Source organism: Azospirillum sp. SYSU D00513, assembly GCF_017356015.1.
GTDB lineage: Bacteria > Pseudomonadota > Alphaproteobacteria > Azospirillales > Azospirillaceae > Azospirillum.
Genome location: NZ_JAFIQV010000061.1, coordinates 1 through 14,233, shown reverse-complemented (window position 1 = coordinate 14,233; position 14,233 = coordinate 1). Strand labels below are relative to the sequence as shown.

Below are 14,233 nucleotides of genomic sequence, written 5' to 3'. Positions count from 1 at the left end.
TCAGCGGCGGCGGCCATGGATTTCAGTGAGGGTGACGGCAAGCTCATTGTCGGCGTTGATCACCAGTTCGCCGCGTGCCAGAGGTTTTCCGTTCACCAGAATGTCCACCGGCTCGCCTACCTTGCGGTAAAGGTCGATGACGGAGCCGCGGCCTTTCTTCAGGAGTTCGCCGACCGTCATCTCGGTCCGGGCGATCTCGACCGTGATGCCGACGGTGACGTCCTGCACCATCTCGATGGCGAGGGTATCACTGCTGGACTCCGCCTCTTCGTCGAAGCTGGGCATCTTGATGTCGCTCATGGCTCTTTCTTTCCGAAAGTGATGTCCGTCGAAACGGCGTTAGTGACGGCGTTGATGACCTCGTCAATCGACGCGTCACCAGAAGAGGATGGAGGGGGCGGCGTGTCGTCGTCGCCTGGCCCGCCAAGTTCCCGTCGGCAGATCTCAACGATCTCACGGGCTGTGCGTGTTGGATCGAGCGAGATGCCGCCGCCACCCCAGGAGACCGCGACGGCGCCGGGGTTGAGTGCGGGGTCCCTTTTGATCTCGACCGTGCCGGCATGGCCGATTTCGGCTATCAGGCTTTGCAGCGTCTGTTCCGTATCGCCGCTGTCCGCGGGCAGGCGGAGGACAACGGCCGGGCTGTTCTGAGCCGTGACCAGAGCGTCCCGGACGAAGCGCTCCAGGCGTATGTCGGACAGCTTCGCCTCGAGCCCCGGAAGCAGCTTGGCGACGATCCGGGCGACGAATGTCCCCGCCTCCTCCTCCAGGGACTGCGCTCGGGCGGTCAGATCGCCCTTGAGCTCAGTCAGTTGATTGGCGATTACCGCCAAATTGCGCCTGGTTTCGGCTTCGGCGTCCTCGCGCTCCAGCGTCCGGCCCTGTTCGATGCCCTGAGCGCGTCCATCGGCCAAGCCGCACCGGTAGGCCTCCTCTTCGGCCTTCTTCAGCTTCTTCTCGAAGTCGGCCCGAGCCTTGCTGAGCGCCGTTTCCACGGTCTCTTCGGGCGTCATGGCAGGACGGGCACCGGCCTTGCCGGGCAGAGGCAGCTCCTCCGCACCAAGATCGCGCTCGAATAGGAAAGGGCGGGTGTTCGTGGCGGGCGTGCTCATAGCGTACGCTTCCGGGGATCGGTGGCCAGCAGGGCGCGCAGGATGATTGCGGCGTCGTCCGGATTCGAGCGGATGAGCTCACGCACCTTCGTGACGTAGGACTCCCGGACGAGCCCCTCGACGGCGCGGCCGAGATCCACCATGGCCTCATCGTCCGTGTCCGGGTTGGCCTGCCCGGTCTGGAGAGCCGTGCTGGAGCTGTTCATCAGCAGGCCGGCCGCGCCCGCGGTACCGGCTTCACCCGGGGCGGGCAAGGCCATCTGCTGCTGAGCCAGCTCCGTGGCGGCTTGCTCAGCGATCCGGCGGCGGCGTCCGACCAGCAGAAAAACGAGCGCGATGAGCACGGCTCCCAGGATGGTGGAACCGACGATCACCGCCAGGAGGTTTTCGGCTAGCCTCTCCATGAGGCCGGCAGGCGCGGGCTGCGGGCCTTCGGTTATGATTGGCTCGACGGCGGCGAAAGCCATGCTCTCTATCGCGAAGGTGTCGCCCCGATCTTCCACGTAGTTGGCTGCAGCCTTCGCGATGTTGCCGATCCGGGCGAGTTCCTCCGGCGAGCGGTCGCGGCATTCGGGCTTGCCGTCCGGGCCAGACGAGCATACGCCGTCCAAGAGGATGGAGATGGAGAGCCGCTTGATGCCGCCGCCCTCGTCCGTGCGCTCGCGCACCACGGAGCCGAGTTCGTAGTTGATGGTCTCCTGGCTTTCTTCCTTGTTGGTCTGCACGCCGGGCTGCGGTTGGGTGTTCGCGTCGGGCAGGTTGGTGTCGGCCGAAACGCTCGGGTTGGTCTCGTTCGAGTTCTCCCGGGTGTTGGTCGTCCAGGTCGAGCGCGGGATCTGCGTTTTCGGATCGAAGCTCTGCTCGCGCACGAACTCCTTTGCCGTGCTCAGTTCGGCCTGGACCACCGCGCGGGCGCGCCCGAGCCCCACGACGGGCGCAAGCTGCTCTTCGATGGCGCGCCGGATGCGATCCTCAATGGCGTAGCGGCGCTCGTCGGTTCGCCCGCCGGGCCCGCTCCCACCCGCCGCCTCGTTCGGGGCGAGGTCGCGCAGGAAGTTGTCCACGACAGCTACGTCCTGGATCTGCATGCGGGCGACGGAGGATGCGACCAGGGATCGGATCGCAGCCACCTCGGCGCGGCCGACCACATCGCTGGAAGCCAGCGTCAACATGACCGATGCGCGCGGCCTGACCACGTCGCGCGAGAAGGCCTCGCGAACCGGCATCACCAGACTGACCTTCGCCGCCCGGATGCCTCGCATCTGCATGATGGCGCGTGCAAGCTCGCCTTCGAGGGCGCGCTGCCGCGCAAGATTCCACTGGTCCGTCGTCATAGCAATGCCCGACGCGTTGTCGAGCAGTTCATAGCCGAGCGGACCGGACGCTGTAACGCCGCCCTGCGCGAGGGCGATGCGGGCTTGGCCGACCAGCTCGTTCGGGACGAGGATGGTTGTGCCGTCGCCAGTGACCACATAGGGGATGCGCGGGGACACCGCGTCGAGCGCCTGTATATATTGTCCGATGTCAGCAGGAGAGGCCCCCGCGACGAGCGCGCGCTGGTCGGCCGTGGACGCCCCGCGCAGGATCAGCCATCCGAACGCGCCGAGCACCGCCAGAGCGATGAGTCCGAAGGCGGCGAGCTTCGGATTGATCTTGGAGATGAGCAAATCGGTGTTCACGGCAATCCCTGGGAAAGGTGGGGTCGCTACTCTGTCTGTGTGGGAAAAAAATACCGTCTGTTCCTGAGGGCCCCATTAGAATGAGACCGGAAATAAATTCTTCCTCGGCCGCCCGGCCGCCGGTCCCCCGGCTAGGGCCCCAAACCCGAGTTAAGGCGACCGAGTAGAATGACCGATATGACCACCGCAGGTACGCCGGACGCTGCCGGCGCGCCGCCGCGAGGCCACGGATGGCGTCGCGCCATCATCCTGGGCATGTCGGTTCTGGCGCTGTTCGGCGCGGCGGGTGGCGGCTGGTACGTCTGGACCGGCCTGCAGTCCCCATCGGCCAGCGGAGATGCGAGGAGCGCCAGCGCATTCCTGCCGTTGCCGCCGCCTGACGCGGTCTACGTGAAGCTTCCGGTCGTCCTGGAGACGCTCGCCGGCAACGGCAACCACATGGTGCGCCTGAACCTGATGCTGGAGACCGCGCCCGGTCGCGGACGCCCGTTCCTTGACGGTGAGGCGGAGAGAATGACCGTCGAAGTCCGGCACTGGCTGCGCTCGCAGAGCCTCACCGATGTCACGGGAGCCGTCGGGATCTGGACGATCCGCGCGCGCTGTCTCGCCATCGCCCGGCTGCTTTTTCCGGAACTCGGCGTTCAGGACGTCCTCATACAAAACATCTCAGTCCAATGAGCGCAGGATTGGATCGGAGACGATGACATGACCGACACCAGCTCTGAAAACGACGGCCTACCGGATACCGCCACAGCGGGCGGACAGGTTCCGGCGCCCAAGGGCGACGCCGCCGACCTCTTCGAAGGTCTCACCGAAGCCGATATGGCCGCGTGGGGACTCGCGCCGGACGGCGTGCCGGTGGCGGAGGCCGAGGAGCCTCTGGCCGCGGACGATGACGCCGCCGACATGAGCGCTGCGATGCCCGCGCGTCAGCTCTCGCAAGCCGACATCGACGCGTTGCTCGGTGGGGACAGCGAGGTCACGGACCGGCGTTCGGCCATCGAGCGGGTCATCGAATACGGCGCGCTGGGCAGTGACAGCATGCCCATGCTGGATGTCATCGCCGACCGGCTGGCGCGCATGCTGTCCAACAGCATGCGCAGCCTGACCTCCGACGCGATCAGTGTCGAGGAGCAGCCCTATGACAGCATGCGCTTCGGCGAGTATGTCGGCGGCGTAGTCCTGCCCGCGATCTTCGCGACCGCCCAGGCACGCTTCGCGATGACAGAAGCGAAGCCATCCGAATGGGACAGCCGCATTCTCCTGTGCTTCGACAGTTCCCTCGTCTACAGCCTCATCGAGCTTCTGATGGGCGGCAGCGCGAGCCCGAAAATCAAGCCTGACGGCCGCCCCTTCACCCAGTTCGAGATGACGCTGATGGAAAACATCATGCGTACCGTCCTGGACGATCTGAGCCAAGCGCTTTCCGGCCTGTGCAATGCGTTCTTCGACATCGAGCGGCCCGAGACCAACCCACGCTTCGCCGCGATCGCCTTGGACACCGATGCGGTGACGCGGCTGCGGCTGAGGGTCTCCGCCGAGGAGAGGGGTGGGTTCATCGACATCGTTATCCCACGCACGGCTCTCGATCCGATGCGTGCGCACCTGTCTCAGCGCTTCGTCAACGCCCGCAAGCAGGATGCAGATTGGGAACAGCTTTTCCGGGGCATGATCTCGGACACGACGGTTCCCGTCCAGGCGCATCTCAAGGCCATGCCGCGTTCGCTGAGCGACGTGATGAAGTGGAAGGTGGGAACCGAGATCCCGCTAGGCCTCACACCCGAAACGCCGGTGACGCTGATCTACGGCGGCATGGAGGCGTGGCGCGGGCCGATGGGAAGGAAGAGCAATAATAGGGCTGTGAAGCTCGCGGACAAAATCTTCAGTAAACGATAACCCGACGGTTCTACAGAACCCACCAGTCAGCCGTTGAAGGGGCCACATATGATCGTCGCGACGCTTATCGCCGACTGCCTGTTGCTCATCCTGCTTCTCGTCACCGCCTGGTCCTGGCGCCGCCTTGCCGGGCGGATCGCCGAGTTCAAGGCGTTGCGCGAGGAAATTGCCCTGGCCGACCGTGACAGCCAGCTCCGCCTCGAGGAGGTGCGGGCCGAGCTGTCCAAAATCGTCCAGGCAGCCAAGGAGCTTACGCCCGCCCTGTCCCAATCGGTCTCAAAGGGCGAGCCGCTCCTGAATGAACTGCGGTTTGTTTCCAAGATGGCTGAAAGCACGGCCGACCGCCTGGTCGCTGAGAACGAGGAGGCAAGCAAGGCCGGCAATCGGCTGGCCCGGCTTGCCACGACCATCCAGCGGAACCTCCGCACGACGGACGAGGCCGAGGACGCCGAGGATGAAGAGGAGGGGTATTCCTCCTCTCCCGCGCCGCTCGTGGAAGCCCCGATCCCCATCAGCCGTGGGCGCAGACGTGGCCGCGCCGCCGCAGCCCTGGCGCAAACCAAGTTGCAGGACAAGGAGGCCGACATCCTGACGTCGGATGAACTCCGACTTCTGCGCGTGCTGAGCGAAGGTGCCGAATGAGCCTCTGGACGACCCTGAAGCCGCAGATGGTCACCCTCATCATGGGAACGGCCTTCGTCTCGGCCGGCCTCCATGCCACGCGGGTGGCCCAGACCGATTGGGTGGCCGTGGCGGACACGGTGCGCGATGCCGTCGCTGCACCCGTCGCCGCGAGCGGCGACCAGTCGCAGGCGGCCCCGCCCGCGCCCACCGGGCGCAACCGCCAGTTCACCGGCCAGGACCTGCTCGACCAAGCGCCTTCCACCAAGCAGGGCGACGCGCCGTCCCCGAACGGAAGCGCGATGGTGTCCGACAGGGGAACGGCCGATGTGCTGACGCCCGCCCAAGTCGAGTCGGAGATGGCGAAGCTCCTCGGCGAACTCAAGGCGCGACAGGCTCCCGAAGCCGCGGCCATGCCGAGCGTCGAAGCGATGGCGGAACAGGCCATCGCCGCGCGCGCCCAGCAGGTGCTGGGCGACCTCAAGCAGGTGCAGAAGGATTTGCGCGCTACCTTCCAGACCCAGTCGAGGGAGGAACGCGCTCGGCTCGAAAAGCTCTCGGCAATGTATGAATCCATGAAGCCGCCCGACGCGGCGCGCATCGTGACGAACCTGCCCGAGGATCTCGCGGTGCGAGTGTTCACCACGATGACGGAACGCAAGGCCGCCCCGATCCTGGCAGCGATGGAGCCGATGAAAGCGGCACGCATTTCCTCCGGCGTTGAAGGGCTGCTGCTCACCTCGGGCGTCGCCCGCCCCGCCGACTGATCAACCACGGCGCCCCGCCATCCATGGGGCACCGCTTTTTAGGACAGACACTTCTCATGGCAAAGACCAGTGCCGCGATCGCCAACCGCTTGAAAACGCTGCCCGGCATCGAACAGGTCGCCATCATCATCCTGGCGATCGAAGAGGACAGCGCCGCGGACCTCCTGAAAAAGTTCGACGAGGACGATACAAAGGAAATCTTCCGCACGTTGCGCGCTATGGGTGCCGTGCAGTCGGAAACGGTCGAGGCGGTGCTCTCGGACTTCGCCGACCGCATGAGCCGATCCACTGTGTTCGGGTCCGATGCCGCGGCAGAACAGATCCTGTCCAAGATGATGCCGCCGGACAAAGTGCGCAGCTTCATGGCCGATCTCCGTGGCCCGGCTGGACGGAACATCTGGGAAAAGCTGCAGAATGTGCCCGAGCAGCAGCTCGCGACCTGGCTGCGCAGCCAGCATCCCCAGACCGCGGCTTACGCCCTGACGAAGATCCCGTCGTCGCAGGCGGCCAAGGTTTTCAAGGTTCTGCCACGTCCCTACCTGAAGGAACTCACGCCCCGCATGATTGCCGTCAGCACGACCCCGAAGCTGGCGGTGGACACTCTTGAGAAAAGCCTGCGCAACGAACTGCTGGTCGGCGATGGGCGTGGCGCCACGGTGGACAAGCACGGCATTGTGGCAGACATCTTCAACGAACTAGACAAAGAGCTTGAGGATTACCTGTTCGACGTGCTTGAGGAGGAAATGCCGGAGAGTGCGGAGCGGATCAGGACCCTTATGTTCACCTTCAACGACCTCGAGGATCTGGACGAGGAGGGCATGAAGGTCCTGGTGGATGCCGTTCCCGGGGAGCTGCTGCCCACCGCGTTGCGCGGCGCCAGTGACACGCTGCTTTCAATGTTCTGGGCGGCCTTGGGCGAGCGCGGCAGCAAGGCGGTGCGCACGGCCATGGAGAACGACCGGAAGCCGAAGAAGCAGGAGGTCGAGACGGCCAAGCGCCAGATCGTCGAGATCTGCAAGCGCCTGGAGCGGGAGAACCTCATCAGCTTCGGCGAGGACGAGGAAGACTACTGACGGCTTGCGGGCGGAAGCCCGGAAACGGCTCGGCTGTCGCGCTCCGGTACCGATCGTGGGGCCGGAGCGTTTTTTGCCGCCAATGGTGGTGTTCGGGGGTGGCGGGATGCTGCCCGCAGGCCGGGACGGGAAAGGGGCTCAGCGGCTCCGTCCGGCAAGCCAGTCCATGAATTCCTGCTCGCGGGCTTCCAGCGCCTTCGCGGCGGCCTGGGCCTGCCGGTCGAACAGGATGTCGAAGCGCTTGGAGTCGATGAATGCCTCGCGGGCGGCGTTGACCAGTCCTTCAAGCTTGACCTCAGCCGCGTCGGCCTTGGCGGTCGTGGTGACCAGCTGCGCGCGGCGCTCGTCGAGAAAAGGCGCGAGCATAACCAGAATGCGCGGGTCCGAGTCCACCGCCGCGCTCTGCGCCACCAAGTCGCGGCGTATCTCGTCCGCTTCGGCGCGGAGACCGTCCACGACGTGGCGCTGCTCCTGAACGGCACGGCGGCGTTCGTTGAGTTCCTGCCCGGCAATCTTGCGCAAAAGGTCAATCTGGCGGGTTTTCATGCCTTCTCCTTTATTCGGGAGGGCGCTGTGGCCCGGGCAGGGCCGCCGTCAACCGTGTTGGCATCACAGTCTGGCGGTCGTGCAGCTTACAGGGCGGTCAGCCGGTCGGCCAGCCGTTCCACCAAGCCCTGCAGCGTGTGGATGGAAAACGGCAAGGTCACCAGCAGGGTCAGGCCGCCGACCAGGAGCTTCGGCAGGAAAGTCATGGTCTGCTCGTTGATCTGCGTCAGCGCCTGAACGATGGACACCATGAGGCCGGTGACCAGCATCGCCACAAGGACGGGGCCGGTCACCAGCAGCGTGGTCAGCATCACGTCGCGCAGGATCGCGACGATATCGCTCTCGTTCACGGCTACACCGCGCCCCGAAGGATTTCCATGATCGCCTGGGTTCCGCGTTCGCGGATAGCGTTGCCTGCCTGTAAGGTGATGTCCGCCTGCATGAGGGCGTTAACCAGGCGGGCCGGATCTTCGCTTCCTTCCATTGCGCGGATGCTCGAGGCCTCGGCCTCGCGCACCGTCTGTACGCCGCGGCTCACAGCGCCGGCCAGCGCACGCCCGAAATCAGCCGCAGCTTCGGGCGAAGCCGACTTGGGTCTTGCCGCCGCACTTGCCCCACTCGAGGAGAGAAGGCCTTCAACGGCGTCGTAGGGGTTCAGTCCGAGCATGGTTTTTGTCCTTATCGCGAATTCAGCAGGTCGTAGATCTTGCTCAGCATTTCGTAGGCAGACTGCTGGCTTTTGGTGAGCGCCTCGGAGGTGAGGGAGGCCTCCTTCATGTCGGCGATCTCCACTAGCCGATTCACATTCGGCAGCTTGACGTAGCCGTTCTCGTCCGCGGCGGGATGAGAAGGGTCGTAGCGGGTCTCAAAATCCGTGCGCGTGTCGCGACCGACGCGGGCGACCTCGACGGTCATGGCACCGGTAGCCTCGTCCAGCATGTTCCTGAAGGTCAGCACCTTGCGCTGGTACGGGTCCTCGCTCGGGACGGAGCCGGTGCTAGCCGCGTTCGCGAGATTTTCGGAAATGATGCGTTGGCGGACGCCCTGGACGTGCAGGCCACTCGCGCTGGCGTGCATGGCCGCCTTGAGATCATTCATTCTGCGGCTCCTTAGGCGCGGCCGAGCGCGGTGCGCAGGAATTGCATGCTCTTAGCCAGGATGTTCCGGGACAAGTCGGCTTCGATTTTCGCTTCGCCGATCTTCATGGACTCCTGCGCGCGTATGATGGAGTTGCCGTTTACCGAGACTTCCCAGCTGGCGCCTGCGGTCTCGTGGAAGACATCGTCGTTCCCGGGGATAGGCATGTGGCCCGTATTGGTTAAATGCAGGCTTTCCGGGCGGACGGACATGGATGTCGAAGAGCGGGACTCCCGCGATGCCGCAAGCTCACGCGCGAAGTCGAAAGCCGCAACGGACCTTGCCTTCGCGCCGGGCGTGTCGGCGTTCATCAGATTTTCCGACGAGACGCGCAGCGTCTGCGCCGAGTGCTGCATCCGGCGAAGCGCGAGGTTCGTGAGATCATAAGAGAACAGGGACATGGACCAGAGGCTCCTTCGCCCGGGGGTATGAGCCCAGAGCGGTTGGGTGGCGTGATCCTCATATAAAAGGCGCAAACTTCCGATTTATTAAATTTGGCGTAGCACACCACTCCTATATGGGGGGTGAGCGCCCTTCGAGGCGCCCCCTGAAGGAGCCGTATGAATGCTGGATTACGATCCGTACGCGGAAGCCGATGAGATCACCGAGACCCCACGTGACCGTGAACGCCGGGCCTTTTACATGATCAATTCCGAACTGGCCGCGGCCAAGCGCGAGGTCGAGGCGGCAGCGTCGGCGGGCAATGGGGCGACGCTGGCGCGTTTGGACGCTCATCGCAAGGTCGCGTCCGCGATCGAGCGCACGCGCACGCTGTGGAACATCCTGCTGGCAGACATCATGGACCCGCAGAACCGCCTGCCGCAGGACACGCGCAAGCAGATCGCGGAGATCGGTATCTTCACCTGGAATGCGGGCAACGAGGTTCTCGGCGGATCGTACGACCGGATCGACGAAATCATTGATGTCCATGAACGTCTGGCCGCCTGAAGGGCCGCGAATTGGGAGAACCCAGGATGTCACTGCGAATCAAGCTTGCCCCCTACGAACGCTTTGTCGTGAATGGCGTGGGCATGCAGAACGGTCGCTACCGTTCCGAACTCCAGTTCCACAGTTGGGCGAACGTGCTGCGTGAAAAGGACCTGATCGATCCCGCCGGCGACCTAACGCCCGGCGGGCGGGTCTACCTTGCCGTTCAGATGATGATCCTGGACCCGTCCGGTCATGAAGCCTATGTGGCGGAGTTCGAGCACCGGAAAAATGAGCTTCTGAGCGTCAACCTGAACCCGGACATCAACGCCTGCCTGGAGAGGGCCGGCGATCTGGTCGCTGGAAACGACCTGTACAAGGCCCTAGGCCAGCTCCGTTCCGTCATAAAGTTCGAACAGCTTCTGCTCAATCATTCCAGGCTGCGCGAAGCCATGCGGGTGCCCGAAAGGTTGATGGCCGCGGAATAGCAAACTCGGGCCACGCAAGCGGTGCCGACTTCGGGTCGGCCAGACCGTGGGGAAGCGGGACGCCAGGCGTTCATCGAAAGGAAACAGGAGCCGACATGCAAGTGACATCCCCAGTGGCCGCCGCCGCGGCCTTCGTCGGCTCCACCGGCCTGCCCGGGTGGAAGTTGCTCTCCGGAGATCTCGACCGCCGGATGGGCATGTTCGCCAAAGATCCTTATGTGTCCCGGGAAACCCAATATTTTCGGGAGAACATTGGCAAGGTGCGGACTGTCGACGACCTGATGAAGGACAGGCGGCTTTACGACTACGCCATCAACGCCTACGGCCTGGACAGCATGAGCAATTCCCAAGCCATGATGCGCAAGGTGCTGTCGGAGGATCTGTCCAACCCCGCCGCTACCGCCAATCGTCTCAGCGATCCTCGCTTTAAGCAAATTGCGCAGGATTTCGGAATGGCAGTCGGTTCCAACAGGTCGGGGGACGTGAAAAGGGTCGAGAGCTTTATCGACGCCTACGTCACGGCTCTTTACCAGAAGCGGACGGGCGAAAATGTCGGCAAGGTACCTCTGCCTTCGCAGACCGAGGCCATGGACGCTATCCGGGAGGAACCCGCCATCGAGGCGGAAATCGAGTATTTTCGGTCCAAAATTACCGATGTGGGCACGCCGGCAGACGTCCGCGCTGACAAGCGGCTGATGACATTCGCCCTCACGGGGGCTGGCTGGGACAAGCCGCAACCGGCCGCCGAGACGGTGGAGCGTGCGCTCAGCGATGAAGCATTTCGCGACGGTCTCGCCGACGAACGGTGGGAGACGCTCGGGACGTTCTTCTCCTTCCTCGATGAAGGACGCAAACTCCTGGCCGACCCGATCCGTGCGATGGTGAAGGACGTGGTCGGCCGATACGTTCGGAACAGCTTCGAGCTGGAAACCGGGCGCACGCTGCCGAAGGTCGTTTCGGAGCAGCTTCAGAAGGAACTCGACGCCTTCGCCGCGAAGCCGGTGGTAAAAGAGCAGATCGCCCAGTTTGAAAAGGCCGCGCAGGAACTTGAAAGCCCGGCAGACCTGGTCGCCAACCCCAAAGCCTACAAGTTCGTTCTGCGGGCTTATGATCTGGACAGCTTCAGCCGCAACACCACGATGATCATCGAGACCCTGGTCGAACCGTCGGACAGCGTCACCTCCCCAGCCCATTTCGACCAGCGCTTCCGCGACATGGCGGAGGGCATGGCCTTCCTAAGCCGAGACAGCATGCCGCCGTTCAAGGACAGCACCTTTATCGACAAGGTTGTGGAGGGGTATCACCGCTGGTCGTTCGAGGCGAGCGTGGGTGAGATGGACAGCAACCTGCGCACGGCGCTCTTCGCTCAACGCACCCTGCCTAAGATTACCTCGCCCTTCGGGATCTTGGCCGATACCAATCTTACCAGTTTTGTGTTCGGTGCAATAGGCCTCCCGACCGCCGCCTCGGGCCAGGACATTGACAAGCTCGCTGACATGATCAAAGGGAAGCTCGATTTTGATAGGCTCGACGACCCTGCCTATTTCGACGAGTTGGCGAACCGGTTCCTCGCCAGCAGCTCGGGGATCGCATCGGCTTCGAGCTTCTCGCCGGCCCTGACCATGTTCGGCTCTGCCGGTACCATGTCGACGGTCGGCCTCGACATCGGCCTGCTCTTGTCGATCCAGGGCAACTGAGCGATGTTGCGGACAGCGGCCGTCGTCCTGTGCCTCCTCGCTATGGCAGGGTTAGAAACGGCGGCGGCCGGCCCGCTCGTTCCCTCGGTCTGCACGCGGGCCATTGCTCAGGCGGAGGCCGAGCAGGCAATTCCGCGCGGGCTTCTGATGGCGATCGGCTTCGGCGAGAGCGGACGCGCCTTGGACGGGCGGCTCACGGTTTGGCCCTGGACCGTCAACCTCGAAGGAACCGGGCATTTTCTTCCCGGCAAGCAGCCTGCCGTTACCTTCGTCGGCAATTGGCTGCGGGAGGGGAAGAGGTCCGTCGATGTCGGTTGCATGCAGATCAATTTGCGCTGGCACCCCGATGCATTCACCAGCCTGGAAGAGGCGTTCGATCCGCTGGCCAATGCACGTTATGCGGCCCAGTTCCTGGTGGCGCTCCGCCAGGAAATTCCGACCACGGGATTCGATGGCTGGATGGAGGCAGTTGGCCGTTATCACAGCGCCACAGAGGTTTTTGCCGCGCGCTACCGGAGCCATGTGACCCGCCACTTGATCAAGGTCCGGGCGCCGGAAACGCTGGCGGCGCTAACTGGTCCCGGAGATACCTTCGTCCCGCTGCCGTCGTTGGCGACCACCGAGGACGCCACCTATCGCGCGACCGATGGGCGGGGCGAGCGGGAAACGATGCCGGTGATACCGGCAAGCTTCGGCGGCATCGCGATCGTCGGACTACCACGCTTCGGCGCCAATTCATCCCCAGCTGTCAATCCTGCCTGGATGGGAACCGTCGCACCCTTGGCAGTCCCCGATCCGACCCGGGCCCGACTCCTGCTTCAGCCGGAGGCGGTCAAGAGCGGCGCCGGTCATCGCACCGGCCGTGATGGTCCGGCCCAGTCCTTCTCGGAGCGCCTGCGACGCGATGCAATGCTTGCCGGCGACAGCCCTCCGCGCGGCATGGGCATCGGGAACTACCGGCGATAGCGGTTCGCGGGCTCAAGATAGTCGGTTTTGATCAGGCTATTGTTGGTTGAACGAGAGTGCCCACAGAGTGCTGGTCCATGCGGTCGTGACAGGAGCGGTAGTGGTACAGGCCGTGCCCTCGGCGCAACGCCCTTTTTTGCTTAGACTACTATCCCATCCATCACCGGCCGGCTCGCCCCACTACCAGTAAGCTCTTACAATCCTCCAAAGCGCTTTTCCAGACATCCTACTCCCCGTCCCAAGCAGGAAGACATGCGCCCGCCGCCAAGGATAATGCAACAAGCTTCCCGCTCGGGAAGTTTCGGAATCAAAACGTTCCACATTGAGTGCTTCTTCCCGATCGGTAAGAGAGGTTGCCGTATCGGTGGGCGTCCCTGTCAGGAGCGTGCACGGATCTACTCATGCACAGCGACACAATGCCAAATTTGTGCGGTGCGGCAAAAAGCCCCGATGGATGGGGCTGCAATATGGGTGTGCTACCCTTTTTTTTTGAGATCAGTTCACGCCTTTTGCCAATCGCAGCGCTATCACGTGGACACGGCCTGATTTGCATAGGCTACGATAGAGAGAACGAAGCCTATCGTAAGCATGAACAGCAAAAGAATTTTATTAAAAGATTGCAGGCTTTCTGTGCACCTTGGGCAATGGCTATGAGCCACATCCAGTTTGCGATGACATGTTTCGCAGGTAAGCATTCGGAAAATGACCATATTGGGAGCAATCTAATAGATTCTATCTAATGGGAAATGGTTAAGAGCTTGTTGCTCTTGCTAAGATCAATCAGAGATCAAAACGCTACCCATCAATCGTAGGACACATAAACTAAAACCTGTACCCGTAAGGAGAAGTCGGACTGGCGCGTTAAGGCTGGCGGCACGCAGGATTACCAGACCCTATCCCCTACGTGAGTCATGTCTTCCTAGCTTCCCAGCCCTAACCTCCCAAGTGCTTCTGTTTGCCTTCCCGGCTTAAAAAAGTCTTCATTTGCTGCGAAATAGAGTGTGGACATTGGCCGGGAACATATGGCTTTTAGCCGATGAGTTCGGCAACCAGAAAAGACTGATGTACGCTCACCCATCTTGTTCGGTTGCCCCTCGCACATTCTGCTGCTGCTGCTGTGGTCGACCCATTCTGGACGGCGAGCCGCGTTGGGCAGGAGATCGGGGGGGGGACGGCCTTGGCATTATGCCTGTGCGGAGTTGTCAGGTCTGAGAGCCTGTTTGATTAGGTTTCTTGCTTGTAATCTCGGCCATAGGCGCGGAGTGCTCGATCGAAAGCAGCGATTTCTACGGCATCTTCGGCCGCGCTTTCATCCTGCTCCAGA

Annotated in this window: 18 protein-coding genes; 10 read left to right on the top strand and 8 right to left on the bottom strand. The window is 63.1% G+C overall.

Annotated elements, in window-relative coordinates; genetic code table 11:
• From JUB11_RS29215 to fliF, 3 genes are read right to left on the bottom strand one after another with little or no spacing between them, the layout of a single operon-like run.
• Positions 1-300, bottom strand: coding sequence for a FliM/FliN family flagellar motor switch protein (locus JUB11_RS29215; RefSeq protein ID WP_207462327.1), 300 nt, complete (start codon positions 298-300; stop codon positions 1-3).
• The gene (locus tag JUB11_RS29210; protein WP_207462326.1) at positions 297-1,112 is read right to left on the bottom strand and encodes a hypothetical protein; all 816 of its coding nucleotides are present in this window, start codon (positions 1,110-1,112) and stop codon (positions 297-299) included. Before JUB11_RS29210 ends, JUB11_RS29215 begins: the two co-directional genes overlap by 4 nt.
• On the bottom strand, positions 1,109-2,791 hold the full coding sequence (gene fliF / locus JUB11_RS29205; protein ID WP_207462325.1) for a flagellar basal-body MS-ring/collar protein FliF: 1,683 nt from the start codon (positions 2,789-2,791) through the stop codon (positions 1,109-1,111). The genes JUB11_RS29210 and fliF overlap by 4 nt, the downstream gene beginning before the upstream one ends.
• A 168-nt stretch (positions 2,792-2,959) precedes the next feature.
• Between fliF and JUB11_RS29200 the strand changes: the two genes are divergently transcribed.
• Genes JUB11_RS29200 through JUB11_RS29180 form a run of 5 tightly spaced genes read left to right on the top strand, consistent with a single transcriptional unit; the run spans position 2,960 to position 7,148 of the window.
• Positions 2,960-3,469: a hypothetical protein gene (locus JUB11_RS29200; RefSeq protein ID WP_207462324.1), complete on the top strand. Its 510-nt coding sequence runs from the start codon at positions 2,960-2,962 to the stop codon at positions 3,467-3,469.
• Between the two features lie 27 nt (positions 3,470-3,496).
• A complete protein-coding gene (locus tag JUB11_RS29195; RefSeq protein ID WP_207462323.1) occupies positions 3,497-4,687 on the top strand; it encodes a FliM/FliN family flagellar motor switch protein in 1,191 nt (396 codons plus the stop codon).
• 48 nt (positions 4,688-4,735) lie between these two features.
• Positions 4,736-5,329, top strand: a complete 594-nt coding sequence (locus tag JUB11_RS29190) for a hypothetical protein (protein ID WP_207462322.1) — start codon at positions 4,736-4,738, stop codon at positions 5,327-5,329.
• Positions 5,326-6,075, top strand: coding sequence for a hypothetical protein (locus tag JUB11_RS29185; RefSeq protein ID WP_207462321.1), 750 nt, complete (start codon positions 5,326-5,328; stop codon positions 6,073-6,075). The genes JUB11_RS29190 and JUB11_RS29185 overlap by 4 nt, the downstream gene beginning before the upstream one ends.
• A 56-nt stretch (positions 6,076-6,131) precedes the next feature.
• Entirely contained in the window at positions 6,132-7,148 is a 1,017-nt protein-coding gene (locus JUB11_RS29180) for a flagellar motor switch protein FliG (protein WP_207462320.1), read from the top strand.
• Positions 7,149-7,286: 138 nt separating this feature from the next.
• On the opposite strand, the gene JUB11_RS29175 is transcribed toward JUB11_RS29180, so the two are convergent.
• The 5 genes from JUB11_RS29175 to JUB11_RS29155 form a co-directional block, all read right to left on the bottom strand.
• Positions 7,287-7,694, bottom strand: coding sequence for a flagellar FliJ family protein (locus tag JUB11_RS29175; RefSeq protein WP_207462319.1), 408 nt, complete (start codon positions 7,692-7,694; stop codon positions 7,287-7,289).
• Between the two features lie 86 nt (positions 7,695-7,780).
• A complete protein-coding gene (locus JUB11_RS29170) occupies positions 7,781-8,044 on the bottom strand; it encodes a flagellar biosynthetic protein FliQ (RefSeq protein ID WP_207462318.1) in 264 nt (87 codons plus the stop codon).
• 2 nt (positions 8,045-8,046) lie between these two features.
• Positions 8,047-8,361 carry a flagellar hook-basal body complex protein FliE gene (locus JUB11_RS29165; protein WP_207462317.1) on the bottom strand — a complete coding sequence of 105 codons (315 nt, stop codon included), beginning with the start codon at positions 8,359-8,361 and terminating at the stop codon, positions 8,047-8,049.
• An 11-nt stretch (positions 8,362-8,372) separates the two neighbouring features.
• A complete protein-coding gene (gene flgC / locus JUB11_RS29160) occupies positions 8,373-8,792 on the bottom strand; it encodes a flagellar basal body rod protein FlgC (protein ID WP_207462316.1) in 420 nt (139 codons plus the stop codon).
• An 11-nt stretch (positions 8,793-8,803) separates the two neighbouring features.
• A complete protein-coding gene (locus tag JUB11_RS29155; RefSeq protein ID WP_207462315.1) occupies positions 8,804-9,232 on the bottom strand; it encodes a hypothetical protein in 429 nt (142 codons plus the stop codon).
• 163 nt (positions 9,233-9,395) lie between these two features.
• Here JUB11_RS29155 and JUB11_RS29150 point away from each other — a divergent pair, with 163 nt between their 5' ends.
• The 5 genes from JUB11_RS29150 (at position 9,396) to JUB11_RS29130 (ending at position 13,649) form a co-directional block, all read left to right on the top strand.
• The gene (locus tag JUB11_RS29150; RefSeq protein ID WP_207462314.1) at positions 9,396-9,779 is read left to right on the top strand and encodes a flagellar biosynthesis regulator FlaF; all 384 of its coding nucleotides are present in this window, start codon (positions 9,396-9,398) and stop codon (positions 9,777-9,779) included.
• A 26-nt stretch (positions 9,780-9,805) separates the two neighbouring features.
• Positions 9,806-10,246 carry a flagellar biosynthesis repressor FlbT gene (locus JUB11_RS29145; RefSeq protein WP_207462313.1) on the top strand — a complete coding sequence of 147 codons (441 nt, stop codon included), beginning with the start codon at positions 9,806-9,808 and terminating at the stop codon, positions 10,244-10,246.
• Between the two features lie 95 nt (positions 10,247-10,341).
• Complete coding sequence (locus tag JUB11_RS29140) at positions 10,342-11,943, top strand: DUF1217 domain-containing protein (protein ID WP_207462312.1); 1,602 nt, start codon at positions 10,342-10,344, stop codon at positions 11,941-11,943.
• 3 nt (positions 11,944-11,946) lie between these two features.
• The gene (locus tag JUB11_RS29135) at positions 11,947-12,909 is read left to right on the top strand and encodes a hypothetical protein (protein WP_207462311.1); all 963 of its coding nucleotides are present in this window, start codon (positions 11,947-11,949) and stop codon (positions 12,907-12,909) included.
• Between the two features lie 401 nt (positions 12,910-13,310).
• Positions 13,311-13,649, top strand: coding sequence for a hypothetical protein (locus JUB11_RS29130; protein WP_207462310.1), 339 nt, complete (start codon positions 13,311-13,313; stop codon positions 13,647-13,649).
• Positions 13,650-14,233: the final 584 nt, after the last annotated feature.